Source organism: Aminobacter sp. J41, from assembly GCF_000526635.1.
GTDB lineage: Bacteria > Pseudomonadota > Alphaproteobacteria > Rhizobiales > Rhizobiaceae > Aerobium.
Genome location: NZ_JAGL01000008.1, coordinates 106,725 through 120,115, shown reverse-complemented (window position 1 = coordinate 120,115; position 13,391 = coordinate 106,725). Strand labels below are relative to the sequence as shown.

Below are 13,391 nucleotides of genomic sequence, written 5' to 3'. Positions count from 1 at the left end.
TCAGGCAGGCCCGGCTGCGGCGCAGCTCTGGCCCCCGTCAACGGGCAGGCACACGCCGGTAATGAACTTGGCCTCGTCCGAGGCGAGGAATACGGCTGCGGCAGCGACGTCCCACGCGGTGCCCATCTTACCGAGCGGCACCATCGCGTCGCGCGCAGCGACCATTTCCTCGACCGAGCCGTACTGTCCGGAAATCTGGTTGTAGATCAGCGGCGTGTCGATGAGGCCCGGCATGATGCAGTTGGCTCGGATTCCCTGCCGCGCATACTGCATGGCGAGGGCAACGGTCGCCTGGTTCACCGCCGCCTTGGTCGCGTAGTAGGCGAAGTAGGGGTAGCCGATGTAGCGGATCGCCGCGAGCGAGGAGATGTTGATGATCACGCCGCCGCCGGCCTTGAGCATGTAGGGCAGCACCGCCTTCGAGGTGCGGTAGACCGGGCCGATATTCAGGTCGAGCGCGGCCTGGAATTCCTGCTCGTCGAGCTCCACCGGCCCGCCCATGTGGGTGACGCCGACATTGTTGTGCAGGATCGAGATGCCGCCGAAGGCGTTCGCCACCTTTGCTGCCGCGGCTTCTACCGAGGCAAGGTCGGTAACGTCTGCCTGGACCGAGATCGCTTCATAGCCTTCGTCGCGGATGATCGACGCCGTTTCCTCCGCAGCCTCGGCGACGAGGTCGACGCAGGCGACACGTGCGCCTTCGCGTGCAAATGCCACTGCCGCCGCCTTGCCGTTTCCCCAGCCGGGGCCGGATGAGCCGGCGCCAAACACGATGGCTGATTTTCCTTCGAGACGTCCCTTTACGTTCCGCATCTTTCCCGCACCTACTCAATGCCGACGCAAAAGACGGGCGGGCCAGAGGTCCGCCCGCGATGCTTTCGCTGCCCGAACTAACCGAGTTTGGTGCCGACGGCCTTTTCGAGGATCGCCCAGGCTTCTTCGCCGTAGGTGTTCTTCCACTCGCCGTAGAAGCCGGCATCCGTCAGCTTCTGGCGGAAGGTCGCGGTGTCAGGCTGGTTGATGACCATGCCCTGCTTCTCGAGCTCACCGAGCAGCGAGGCATTGAGCGCAGCCACGTCCTCGCGCTCCTTGACCGCCGCTTCGTTGATGTTCTTCGCCACGATCTCGCGCAAGTCCTCCGGCAGGCGCTCCCAGGCGCGCTTGTTGGCAAGGAACCAGAAGCCGTCCCACATGTGGTTGGTGACGGAGAGGTACTTCTGCACCTCGTAGAGCTTGGCGGTGGAGATGATCGCGAGCGGGTTTTCCTGGCCGTCGACGATGCCGGTCTGCAGTGCCGAATAGACCTCTGCGAAGTTGATCGAGGCGGGGGCGGATTCGAAGGCGGTGAACATCGAGGTCCACAGCGGGCTCACCGGGACGCGGATCTTGAAGCCCTTGAGGTCATCCGCATTGTTGATCGGGCCCACCGACGAGGTGATCTGACGGAAGCCATTGTCCCAGATCTTCTCCATGACGACGAGGTTCGACTTCTCGATTTCCCCGCGTACATAGGCGCCGAGCTCGCCGTCCATTGCCGGCCACACCTGGTCGTAGCTTGGGAAGGCAAAGCCAATGCCGCTGATCGAGGCGTTCGACACAAGCGTCGACAGGATCAGCGGCGACAGGGTGAAGAACTCGACACCGCCGGAGCGCACCTGGCTCAGCATGTCGGTGTCGGCGCCAAGCTGGTTCGACGGGAAGATCTGGATGGCGACGCGCCCCCCGGTCTCTTCACGGATCTTGTCGACCGCTTCCTGCGCGCGCACGTTCATCGGGTGCGAGATCGGCAGGTTGTTGGCGTATTTGTAGTTGAACTCGGCAGTCTGAGCGCCGGCGTAGCGGATGGTCGATACCAGCGGCAGGGCGGACGCGCCCAGCACTAGGGTTCTGCGATTGATCTTCATGCAGGTTTCCTCCTCCTCATTATGATTTCTGGTTTCACAGGTATGCGATCGACAGCGCCGGCACGGCGGCGATGACGAGCAGCCCGACGATCAGCGCGCCGAGATAGGGCCAGATCGCGCCCATCGCCTCGTCGGGCGAGACCTGGCCGATCTTGCAGGCGATGTAGAAGCCGATGCCGATCGGGGGCGCCATCAGGCCGACATTCATCGCGGTCACCACCACCATCGAGTAGTGCACGTCGTGGATGCCGAGCTGCTTGGCGATCGGGAACATCAGCGGCGCCATCAGCACGATCGCCGGCAGGCCCTCGAGCACGCAGCCGAGCACGACGAACACCGCGATGGTGACCAGCATGAAGGCGAACCAGCCGCCCGGCAGCTCGCGCATGTAGCCGGCGAGCTGGTGGGCAAAGCCGGTCTGAGTCAGCGCCCAGGCCATCGCCGAGGCCGTCCCGAGGATCAGCAGGATCGCACCGGACAATGCCGCCGTCTCGACGAGCATGGCGTAGATCTTTGCCGGCCGGATGCCGCCATAGAGCACGATGCCGATGACGAAGGCGTAGAGCACGGCGATGGTCGACACCTCCGTCGCCGTCGCGATGCCGCCGCCGACAGCGCCGCGGATCAGGAACGGTAGCAGCAGGGCAGGGGCTGCAATCAGCAGCGCCGTCCAGATGACACGCAACGACGCGCGCTTCACGCCTTCCATGCTCTCGTGGCGCGCTTTCCAGCGGGCGAGCACGGCCAGCGCCAGCAGCAGCACGATCGCAATGACGAAACCGCTGGTGAAGAGGGCTGCGATCGAAACGCCCGCGACCGAGCCTAACACGATCAGCACGATCGACGGCGGTACCGTGTCGGCCATCGCAGCGCCGGTGGCCAGCAGTGCGATCATCTCCTTAGGCTTGTGGCCACGTCGCTTCATTTCCGGGAACAGGGCAGGGGCGACCGTTGCCATGTCGGAGACTTTCGATCCCGAAATGCCCGAGACGAGGAACAGCGAACCAAGCAGGACGTAGGACATGCCGGCGCGCACGTGCCCCAACAGCGAGGCCATGAACTCGACGATTGCCTTGCCCATGCCAGTGGCGTCGAGGATGCAGCCGAGCAGTACGAAGATCGGAACCGACAGCAGGATCAGGCTCGACATGCCTTCGTCCATGCGCCCGATCATCACCATCATCGGCACATGGGTCGTCAGCGTCAGGAATGCGATCGTTCCCATGCCGAAGCAGAAGGCGATAGGTACGCCGAGGACCAGGCAAAGCGCGGCCAGTCCCACCAGGAAAATCAGGATGTTGACGTTGCCGAGGCTCATGAAGAACGGCGACAGCCACCAGCCGATGGCGCCGAGCAACGCCACCAGCGCAGCCGCCTTGACGATGTCGGCGATGCTCGAGCTTGCGAACAGGTGGCGAAGCGCCACCAGCATCATCAGCACGATGCCGACCACAAGCGCCGAGACGCGGTAGCTGACCGAGATCTTCAGCGCCGGCGAGGTGATGAAGGATTCTTCCCGCACATATTCGATGGCGGGCATGATGAGTGCCGCGAGCACGACGATGACGACGACCATCGCGAGCGTGTCGATGAAGCTGCGCAACCGTTCAGGAAAGAGTGCCGCGAAGACGGTGAGGCGCAGGTGCTCGTTGCGGTCGACCGCAATCGCCGAACCCAGCATCGCCAGCCACAGGAAGGAGATCGACGCTGCCTCGTCGATCCAGACGATTGGCGTGTGCAGGACGTAACGGGCGACGACCCCGGTGAGCAGCAGGCCGACGATGATGACGAGGAGTATCGATGCGACCACCTCGACGGGCTTCATTAGCGCCGAGCCGGGGCGTGCGCCCTCGACCTCGGCGTGGCTTTCGACAGAAAAAGCGTCCTCGTCGGTTGCCGCCATTGCGGTCGCTCCTCCCAGATCCGACGGCAACTCCCCGAATTTCCTCCTGCGCCTCCACGCGGAAAACAATCCGGATGAGTCCCCCTCTGCACGGCCGCTTGTGCGATCCTCGTGCTTAACCGGTGATCCACATCGTGGACCACCAAGCTCCTCCAAGTTGAGGTTTGCACATCCAAAGTGAGAGATCAATATTCTTGGAAGAAGCGATGAGGTCCATATTGCGAACCTATTTGTGTCTGCGTAGTCTTTGTTGAGAAGGGTGCTGACACCAGAACTTACGCAACGGAAGAAGCGGCGACTTCCGGTCCGCAATGCTTTAGGGGCACGATAAGCTGAAAATGGTCAGGCCGAAATGGCGGCCTGTGGGGACCTTTGGTGCCGACGAGAATGGGCATCCGCGTCGGCAGGTTGAAGTGACGCAATCGACCTAAAACAGGCGTAATCGCAACAACGCCCAGATCGTGATGTTGAGGCTGTCAGGGGCAGGCTCGTGCCGCCCACCCCCCAATATCCAATCAGGAAGCGATCTCCGCCGAAGTGATCGTGTACTTGAAGGTATCCGGGTCAAGCGAATCGAGAAGTTCGCCGCCGACCTCGGCCTGCGGGTACATTAGAAACGCCACCTTGTGCTGCGAACCCGGCAGCACGAGGTCGTGGGCGGTGTTGTAGGCAAGCCAGTTGCCCTCCCAGGCGCCGAACAGCTTTTCGCGCGCCGCGACAACGACCGGCGCATCGATCGGATTGTCCGCTGGCGGTTCTTCCAGCATCACCTTGCGCACGTCCGCCGGATCGACAGCGACCCAGCCATAGCCGGTAAGATACACTTCCGCCCGGCAGTGCTGTGCCTTGGTGACGTTCTCCGAACCGGCGCCGAGGCTCTTGTAGCCAAACCGGGACGGGGCGACGCGCAGACCGTAGACGTCGCGTGCCGGAAGGCCAGATGCCCGTGCCAGCGCCACATAGAGCGCGTTGAGGTCCGCGCACTTGCCGCCCAGGTTGCCCGACTCCAGCATGCTCGCAACGTCGCCCGTGCCGCAGCCGCGTACCGACTTGTCGCGGTGGCAATTCTCGACGATCCAGTCATAGATCGCGCGGGCCCTGGCGACCTCGTCGCCGGCGCCGCCGGTGATCTTGTCGGCCGTCTCCTTGACTATCCCGTCGGTCGGCATCAGTTCGGTCGGCTCGAGGAACAACTGCCGCTCAGAATCACTCAGCGACGCCGCAGCCCTCGTGCCGCCGAACGGCGCGCCGCGGTCCTGTGTCCTGATCCGGCTCCTCACTTCGATCACACCAGGCTCGTTGCCGACGGCAAAGTTCGCGCGCAACAATTTTGCGCCGTACTTTGGGTCGGTGATGATTTCGGCGGAGGCCGCATTGCTCGACCACTCGTCTCCCTCGGGCACAATCCACGCATCTTCCGTCAGCGACGGCAGCGGCACCCAGACGTGGGCGGCCTTGCCCGCATCCGCCAGCTCAATGCGCGTTGTGATGCTGAAGGTGCGCCACTTACCGGGCTGGGGGTCGAATTTCACTTCGGCCCTTGCCACGTTTGGCAGCATCAATGCAGCTGCGGAAAAAGCGGCCGTTCCGGCCAGGAATTCACGCCGACTTGTCATTCACTTTCCTCCCTTTGCTGGTTGCATGCTGGCTGCCCCTCGGCGGGCGTTTGGATGGCTTGGTCAAGGGTGGTGGCGACTTCGGCACTGTCCCATGCGATGTCGCCTCGCACGTGCAGGACGGGCGTGAGACCGCAGGCCAGCACGAAGCTCGTCGGCAGCGCGGTGACCTGCCACGTCTTCGTCACCGCGCGATCGCGATCGAGCAGGACCGGAAAATTGACAGGATGCTTTCGTAGGAAGTTGCGCACGCGCGCGTCGATTTCGCCGACGTCGATGGCAAGGATCGCGAGGCCACTGTACTTGCGGTTGGTAAGCCGCTCCAGCGAGCCGAGCTCCTCGACGCAGGGCTCGCACCATGTGGCGAAGAAATGGACGATGACGGGCTTGCCGAGGTAGCCCTCAAGCGTCAGCTTCTCGCCATCCAGGACATCCAGTGTCCACGCAGGCTTCGGCCCACCCTGCCAGGGCTCAAGCGCAAACTGCGGCGACGCCAGGACACGGCTTCCAAGCGCCACACTCACGACGACCGCGGCGAGAACCACGCGGAATAGCTTGCCTTGAAGACGCGAGCCCCGAACCTCGGGAGCCAAATGGCTGACCACGCCAAAGCCTAGCCCAGCACTATTGGTTGTCAAGTTAAGGGGATTGGGTGCGCCTCTGAGGGCTGATGGTGCGGGTGGAGGGACTTGAACCCCCACGCCTCTCGGCGCCAGAACCTAAATCTGGTGCGTCTACCAATTTCGCCACACCCGCAACGGCGCTGTCACTATGATATAATGCCGGCACTCGCAAGTGGCCAATTGCGGCTACCCAGATGCAAGCAGGTTAGACCTGAAGCGGGAGTTCCTCGCCGTCGCGGTGCCTGGCCGACTGGCCGCTGAGCAGGTGCAAGCAACCGAAGCGGTGGGCGAAAAGTCCTCAAAAGCGCACAGGCTGCAGAATTCGCCCTTCTGTAAAGCAATTTGGCCAGAAACGCTGGCGTTTGCCCTAAAACTGGCTATATAGGGGCGCGATTTGTGCTGCCTGAACGCGGCGCCAATCCGGGTACAGGCTGGTCAGTGACGGAATTAAGCAGGCCCTCCAACAAGTTGGCCGGCAAAAATTTCCCTACCATCCCGTTCCCCGGCACGCTATTCCCGCACGCTGAACGGCGAGCCGCCGGACCCGGCGGCTAGACGAAGACAAAGGTTTTGAGATGCAGGTTACCGAAACGCTCAACACGGGGCTGAAGCGCCAGATCAAGGTGATCGTCCCAGCCTCCGACCTGGAAGCCAAGCTCACTGAGCGGCTTTTCGCGGCTAAGGATAAGGCACGCATCAACGGCTTCCGTCCCGGAAAGGTGCCGATCCAGCACCTGCGCAAGATGTACGGCAAGTCGTTCATGGCGGAGGTCGTCAACGAGATCCTCAACAACTCGACCCGCTCGATCCTGGAGGAGCGCGGTGAGAAGGCTGCGATGCAGCCGGAAGTCATCATGACCGAGGATGAGGCCGAGGCCGAGAAGATCCTCGCCGGCGCTGCCGATTTCGAGTTCTCGCTCGAGTACGAGGTTCTGCCGGAGATCGAGCAGAAGGACCTGTCCACGCTCAAGATCACCCGCCTCGTCTACGACGTTCCGGAAGAGGAAGTTAACGAGCACGTTGAACAGGTCGCGAATTCCGCGCGCACCTACGAGGAGAAGAAGGGCAAGGCCGAGCAGGGTGACAAGGTCACCTTCGACTACCTCGGCAAGATCGACGGCGAGGCCTTCGAGGGCGGCGCTGCCGAGGATGCCGATCTCGTCCTTGGCTCCAACCAGTTCATCCCGGGCTTCGAGGACCAGCTGGTCGGCCTCAAGGCCGGCGAAGAGAAGGTCATCACTGTCACCTTCCCTGAGCAGTACCCGGCCGCTCATCTCGCTGGCAAGGAAGCCACTTTCGACATCAAGGTGAAGGCTGTCGCCAAGCCGGCCGAGCTCGAGCTGAACGACGAAGTCGCCAAGCAGCTCGGTCTTGAGAGCCTCGAGAAGCTCCGCGAAGTCGTGAAGGGCCAGATCGAGAGCCAGTACGGCGCGGTTACCCGCCAGAAGGCCAAGCGCCAGCTGCTCGACGCGCTGGATGAGGCCTACAAGTTCGAGGCTCCGTCGAAGCTGGTCGACGCTGAGTTCAACAACATCTGGGCCCAGGTCAACAACGACCTCGCTCGCGCTGGCCGCACCTTCGCTGACGAAGGCACCACCGAGATCGAGGCTCGCAACGAGTACCAGCGCCTTGCAGAGCGCCGCGTCCGCCTCGGCCTGGTCCTGGCCGACATCGGCGAGAAGGCCGGCGTCCAGGTCACCGACGAGGAGCTGCAGCGCGCCCTGTTCGACCAGATCCGCCGCGTCCCGGCGAGCCAGCAGCAGCAGGTCTACGAGTTCTACCGCAGCAACCCGAACGCGCTCGCAAGCATCCGCGCGCCGCTGTTCGAGGAGAAGGTTGTCGACCACCTGCTGACCGTCATCTCCGTCGACGACAAGAAGGTCTCGAAGGACGAGCTGCTCGCTGATGACGAGGAAGGCGAGGGCGAGGCCAAGGAAGAGAAGAAGCCGGCCAAGAAGGCTGCTTCGAAGGCCAAGGCTGCCGATGAGGCAGGCGAGGGCGAGGCCAAGAAGAAGGCCGCTCCGAAGAAGAAGGCCGCCAAGGACGACGCTGCCGAGTAAGCGCTCCTGGCAAGGAATCGAAAAGGCCGCCTCCGGGCGGCCTCAGACTGCTGACAAAGTTCCGCGAGCCTTCAAATCAGACTTGTTGATTCCGATCCGTTCTCACTTTGACTCTGAGACGTTCCGTGAATCTCGGTCTCCGGAAAGGTGCGTCGAGGGTTTGTCAACAAACTGAGGCCGCCTCCGGGCGGCCTTTTTGTTTGCGTGGAGTTCCGAGGAGCCGCTGGTCAGATCAGCTGCAAGCCCTTCAGGCTCGCATGGCCGTGCTTGCCGATAATGATGTGGTCATGGACGACGATGTTCAGCGGCCGCGCGGCCTCGATGATGAGCTTCGTCATCTCGATATCGGCGCGCGAGGGCGTCGGATCGCCGGAGGGATGATTATGGACGAGGATGATGGCGGTCGCCGACAGTTCCAGCGCGCGGCGAGCCACCTCGCGCGGATAGGCGGGCGTGTGGTCGACCGTGCCGACTTGCTGCACTTCGTCGGCGATCAGCACGTTCTTCTTGTCGAGAAAGAGGATGCGGAACGTCTCGCGTTCCTAGAACGCCATTGCCGTGCGGCAATAGTCGAGAACCTGCTGCCAGGTGCCGAGTAGGGGGCGCTTTGCGATCTCGCCACGCGTCATGCGGCGCGCGGCTTCGGCGATCACCTTGATGTCCAGCGCGACGCTGTCGCCTACGCCGCGCACTTCGCGCAGCAGGTGCGGCGGTGCGCCTAAGACCTCCGCAAAGGAGCCGAAGCGGGCAATCAGCGCCTTGGCTATTCCCTTGGTGTCGGCGCGCGGGATCGAGCGGAAGAGCAGGAGCTCGAGGAGCTCGTAGTCGGCGAGGGTGGTGGCCCCGTTTTCAAGGAAACGGTTTCGGAGGCGATCGCGATGGCCGAGATAGTGTGGCTTGTCCGCCTTCCAGGGCGGCGCAGGAGCCGGTTGCGGCATGGCAACCGGGAACTCGGAGAAGAAGCCGCGTTCGTCTTCTTCCCCGCCCGTCATGTCACTTCCCGATCGTGATGCCGGGGGCAAACAGGCCCGCCGGGGAGAGGGTAAAGACCTCGCAGCCGGTCTCGGTGACGCCGACCGCATGCTCATACTGCGCGGTAAGCGAACGGTCGCGGGTGACAGCCGTCCAGCCGTCCGACAGCACCTTCACATGCGGCTTCCCGAGATTGATCATCGGCTCGATCGTGAAGATCATGCCTGGGCGCATCTCGACACCCTCGTTGGCATGCCCGTAGTGCAGGATGTTCGGCGCGTCGTGGAACAGGCGGCCGACGCCGTGGCCGCAGAAGTCGCGAACCACCGAGCAGCGCTCGGCCTCGGCGTAGGCCTGGATCGCGGCCCCAATCGCGCCGGTGCGTGCGCCGGGCTTCACGGCAGCAATACCGCGCATGAGGCATTCGTGCGTGACTTCCAGCAGGCGCTCCGCGGCACGCTTGATCTGGCCGACCGGGTACATGCGGCTGGAATCGCCATGCCAGCCATCAACGATGTAGGTGACGTCGATGTTGACGATGTCACCCTCGCGCAGCGGCTTGTCGTCCGGAATGCCGTGGCAGACGACGTGGTTGATCGAGGTGCACACCGAGCGCGTATAGCCGCGGTAGTTCAGCGTGGCCGGGAGAGCGCCGTTGTCCATGCCGAACTCGAACGCGAAACGGTCGATCTCGAGCGTCGTTACGCCGGGTTTCACGAATGAGACGAGTTCGTCGAGGCAGCGCGCGGTAACCTGGCAGGCCTTGCGCATGCCTTCAAAGGCTTCCGCGTTGTAGAGACGGATCTGACCGGTATTGCGAAGCGGTGCCGTCTCCGCATCGAGATAAGTGACCATTTGGCCGCTACCATCCTAGAAATTTACCAGTCCTTCATTTCGCACCGAAGGCGCTCGGGTTCAAGGGGTGCGGGTGCAAGGCTGCCGTGCTTACGCCGGCCAGCCCGACACTGCCTTGATCTCCAAAAACTCCTCGAGGCCAAAGACACCGCCTTCGCGGCCGATGCCCGACTGCTTGTAGCCGCCGAAGGGGCTGCCGGGAGCATTCGACTTGCCATTGAGATTGACCATGCCGCTGCGCAGCTGGCGGGCAACGCGGCGCGCACGCTCCGGATCGCCGGTCTGGATGTAGCTCGACAGGCCGTAGGGCGTGTCGTTGGCGATGGCGATCGCCTCTTCCTCGGTCTCGAAGGGAATCATCGCCAGCACCGGCCCGAACACTTCCTCCCGGGCGATCGTCATGTCGTTGGTCACGTCGGCAAAGACGGTTGGCCGGACATAGTAGCCGCGATTGAAACCTTCCGGGCGGCCCGGACCGCCGGCGACGAGTCGCGCGCCTTCCTTTATCGCAATTTCGATCAGGCGCTGGACCTTGTCGAACTGGGTCTGTGAAACCAGCGGACCGATGTGGTCGCCATCCTCGGCCGGGTTGCCGACGCGCACCTTCGCGGCGTGACGTGCGGCGACTTCGACAGCCTGATCGTAGACTGGACGCTCGACCAGCATGCGGGTCGGCGCGTTGCAGGACTGGCCGGTGTTCTCGAAGCAGTGGTTGAGACCGCGCACCACTGCATCTTCGACATCCGTGTCGGCAAAGACGAGATTTGGCGACTTGCCGCCAAGTTCGAGCGCAACGCGCTTCACTGTGTCGGCCGCGGCCTTTGTGACGGCGACGCCGGCGCGGGTTGAGCCAGTGAACGACATCATGTCGATGCCCGGATGGCGCGACATGGCCTCGCCGACGGTCGGGCCGTCGCCGTTGACCATGTTGAACACGCCGGCGGGGAAGCCAGCCTCGTCCATCATCTCGGCGAAGATGATCGAGGAAATCGGCGCGATTTCGGAGGGCTTCAGCACGACCGTGCAGCCGACGCCGACGGCCGGCACCACTTTCAGCGCCACCTGGTTCATCGGCCAGTTCCACGGCGTAATCAGGCCGCAGACGCCGATCGGCTCGCGGATGATCCGCTCATCCTGGAATCGGTCGTTCAGTGGATACTCGAACTGGAAGCTTTTGAGAGCGTAGATGAAGTTGCGGATGTGGTAGCTGCCCGCAGCCGCTTGCTCCTCGATCGCGAGGCGAATCGGGGCGCCCATTTCCTCGGAAATCGCCTTGGCCATTTCCTGCGCGCGACGCTTGTAGATCTCTAGTAGCCTCTCGACCCGGGCGACTCGCTCCTCGTGCGGCGTTGCCGCCCAGGCAGGGAAGGCGCGACGCGCTGCTTCGACCGCGATGTCGACATCCGCTTCGGAACCGAGCGAAATGATCGCGTAGGGCTGCTCGTCGGCGGGATTGATGACTTCGAACTCCCACGGCTTCACCGGCGGGACCCACTTGCCGTCAATGTAGAAATCCGTCCGTCGCAACATTCCGCTGCCTCCTCAAAAACTCTGCACGCCTGACAGTCCATAGCCGGTTTCGAAGGCTACGGCACCTGGTGCGACACGTGATTCATCATGTGCGTAAACCACATATGTGGACCGCCGCCCGATCATTAAAATGCGGGCTTTCCCGTTTTACCTATGGAAACGGTTGCGGGCGCAAACCCGTCGCACATGGGGGGCGACATGGAGAGATGCCTGTGACCACGACCTTTCCGGCCGTACGCCGCCATTTGGAGGAAGCCTATCGCCTGCTCGGTGGGAACGATGAACTGAGCGAAAGAACGCGACAGGCTCTTGATATCCTGATCGACGCGCTCCTCGCTGCCGAGTATCGTGCGCCCCGGAGGAGCGCGACGATCATCGATTTCCCGGCGCAGCCAAAGCCAAGGAAACGGGGACAGATGTCTTCGCAGCCGACCGGCAAGTAGGCGCGCTGCAGCGGGCGTCGCATATCCGTTAGGCAAACGCGCAATTCTGTCGCATTTGCTGTTGTATGTGAGAAGCGCCGGGCCTATCAGACAAGCAACGGATGCGGCTAGGGAAATACTCGGCAGCCGCCACAACCAGTCGGCGGGGCCGACTGTCTGCAGGGCGCGAGCGATGCTCACCAGAAAGGGCAAAATACGGGCTGAAGGCATTGATGCACCTGGCGCATCTGCCGCCTGGTCAGTTCGAGTTCGTCAGCGAGATCGCAATCGCCAATAACATCCCGAAGAAGTTTTTGGACGCGATTTTGGGCGAGCTGCGCAATGCCGGCTTCGTCCATAGCCGCAAGGGCAAGGATGGCGGCTACCGGCTCGCCAAGCCAGCTTCCGAGATCAAGGTCGGTCATGTCATCCGCGTGCTGGATGGCCCGCTGGCTCCGATTCCCTGCGCCAGCCAGACCAGCTACCAGCGCTGTGAGGATTGCGACGAGGCGACCTGCCAGGTCCGGCATGTGATGCTGGAGGTTCGGCAGGCCGTGGCAACGGTGCTCGATAATCGGAGCCTTGCCGAGATGCGCGACGCGGCCATGACGACGTGGCGACGGTGCTGCTGCGTTCGCAGGGCTGATCAGTCTTCGCCGGTATCCAGCATCTGCTCGATTCGCCGCATCTGATCGCCGAGCGCATCGCACTGGGCAGGCGTTGACTGCGCCATCACCTTGTCGAGCAGCTGCGTGTAGACCTTTAACGCCTCCATCAGCTTCTGGGTGCCTGTGTCGGTCAGGTAGAGGCGGATGATGCGCTTGTCTTTAGGGTCGCCCTCGCGCCGGACCAGCCCTTGCGTCTCGAGCTGCGGTACCAGCATGGTGATGTTCGAGCGGCCGACGAGCAGCTTTCGCGCCACTTCGTGCTGCGACATGCCGGGGTGACGAAAGATGTTCATCATCACGTCGAGCTGGCCGATCTTGAGGTCGAGCGCCGCAAGCTCGCGGGTAAGCGCACGCACAACCGCTTTTTCCGCCCGCACCAGCGCAATCCAGTTGCGGAAGCGCGGATTGTCCCAAGGGAGGGCGCCGGTTTCGCTCATGCCCGCTCGCGCGGGGCCGTGTCGACCGGAAGCTCCGCCTTCTTCCAGGCGCCAAAACCACCCTCGATATGCATGACGGGTTCAAGCCCCATGTCTTGCGCGGTCTTGGTGGCAAGCGCTGAGCGCAGCCCGCCAGCGCAGAAGAAGATGAAGGTCTTGCCGCTGGCGAAGATCGGCTTGTGATAGGGGCTTTCCGGATCGATCCAGAATTCGAGCATCCCGCGCGGCGCGTGGAATGCTCCGGGTACGCGGCCTTCGCGATCCAGCTCGCGCGGATCGCGAATGTCCACCAGGACGACATCGTCCGACTGCGCCAGACGATGCGCCTCTTCGGGCGTTACGGCCCTGATCGCGGCATTGGCTTCTTCGAGTAGTTGCTTGTAGCCTTTCCTCATCGCCAT

Annotated in this window: 12 protein-coding genes, 1 tRNA gene and 1 pseudogene; 3 read left to right on the top strand and 11 right to left on the bottom strand. The window is 62.9% G+C overall.

The annotated features are described in order from the left end of the window. From L630_RS0108075 to L630_RS0108050, 6 genes are all read right to left on the bottom strand, one after another. Positions 1–813 carry an SDR family oxidoreductase gene (locus L630_RS0108075; RefSeq protein WP_034329675.1) on the bottom strand — a complete coding sequence of 271 codons (813 nt, stop codon included), beginning with the start codon at positions 811–813 and terminating at the stop codon, positions 1–3. 77 nt (positions 814–890) lie between these two features. Next, complete coding sequence (locus tag L630_RS0108070) at positions 891–1,904, bottom strand: TRAP transporter substrate-binding protein (RefSeq protein ID WP_024847755.1); 1,014 nt, start codon at positions 1,902–1,904, stop codon at positions 891–893. 34 nt (positions 1,905–1,938) lie between these two features. Further along, positions 1,939–3,807: a TRAP transporter large permease subunit gene (locus L630_RS0108065; protein WP_024847754.1), complete on the bottom strand. Its 1,869-nt coding sequence runs from the start codon at positions 3,805–3,807 to the stop codon at positions 1,939–1,941. Positions 3,808–4,322: 515 nt separating this feature from the next. After that, positions 4,323–5,423 carry a transglutaminase domain-containing protein gene (locus L630_RS0108060; RefSeq protein ID WP_024847753.1) on the bottom strand — a complete coding sequence of 367 codons (1,101 nt, stop codon included), beginning with the start codon at positions 5,421–5,423 and terminating at the stop codon, positions 4,323–4,325. Further along, positions 5,420–5,968 carry a TlpA disulfide reductase family protein gene (locus L630_RS21170; protein WP_024847752.1) on the bottom strand — a complete coding sequence of 183 codons (549 nt, stop codon included), beginning with the start codon at positions 5,966–5,968 and terminating at the stop codon, positions 5,420–5,422. Before L630_RS21170 ends, L630_RS0108060 begins: the two co-directional genes overlap by 4 nt. Before the next feature lie 126 nt (positions 5,969–6,094). Beyond that, positions 6,095–6,179 (bottom strand) — tRNA-Leu (locus tag L630_RS0108050). A 442-nt stretch (positions 6,180–6,621) separates the two neighbouring features. On the opposite strand from L630_RS0108050, the gene tig reads away from it, so the two are divergent. Then, positions 6,622–8,106 carry a trigger factor gene (gene tig, locus L630_RS0108045; RefSeq protein ID WP_024847751.1) on the top strand — a complete coding sequence of 495 codons (1,485 nt, stop codon included), beginning with the start codon at positions 6,622–6,624 and terminating at the stop codon, positions 8,104–8,106. Between the two features lie 227 nt (positions 8,107–8,333). On the opposite strand, the pseudogene radC reads toward tig, so the two are convergent. The 3 genes and pseudogenes from radC to L630_RS0108030 form a co-directional block, all read right to left on the bottom strand. Continuing rightward, positions 8,334–9,044: pseudogene (radC, locus tag L630_RS21165) on the bottom strand (DNA repair protein RadC). Positions 9,045–9,099: 55 nt separating this feature from the next. Then, a complete protein-coding gene (map, locus tag L630_RS0108035; protein ID WP_024847750.1) occupies positions 9,100–9,933 on the bottom strand; it encodes a type I methionyl aminopeptidase in 834 nt (277 codons plus the stop codon). A gap of 90 nt (positions 9,934–10,023) precedes the next feature. Further along, complete coding sequence (locus tag L630_RS0108030; protein WP_034329672.1) at positions 10,024–11,463, bottom strand: aldehyde dehydrogenase family protein; 1,440 nt, start codon at positions 11,461–11,463, stop codon at positions 10,024–10,026. Positions 11,464–11,675: 212 nt separating this feature from the next. Here L630_RS0108030 and L630_RS0108025 point away from each other — a divergent pair, with 212 nt between their 5' ends. Then, a complete protein-coding gene (locus L630_RS0108025; protein WP_024847748.1) occupies positions 11,676–11,906 on the top strand; it encodes a hypothetical protein in 231 nt (76 codons plus the stop codon). A 152-nt stretch (positions 11,907–12,058) separates the two neighbouring features. Then, complete coding sequence (locus L630_RS22415) at positions 12,059–12,577, top strand: Rrf2 family transcriptional regulator (protein ID WP_280940237.1); 519 nt, start codon at positions 12,059–12,061, stop codon at positions 12,575–12,577. Here the strand turns inward: L630_RS22415 and L630_RS0108015 are convergent. Continuing rightward, positions 12,532–12,990: a MarR family transcriptional regulator gene (locus L630_RS0108015; protein WP_024847746.1), complete on the bottom strand. Its 459-nt coding sequence runs from the start codon at positions 12,988–12,990 to the stop codon at positions 12,532–12,534. The genes L630_RS22415 and L630_RS0108015 overlap by 46 nt on opposite strands. Next, positions 12,987–13,385 (bottom strand): rhodanese-like domain-containing protein, encoded by a 399-nt coding sequence (locus L630_RS0108010; RefSeq protein WP_024847745.1) that lies wholly within the window; start codon positions 13,383–13,385, stop codon positions 12,987–12,989. Before L630_RS0108010 ends, L630_RS0108015 begins: the two co-directional genes overlap by 4 nt. Positions 13,386–13,391 lie beyond the last annotated feature (6 nt).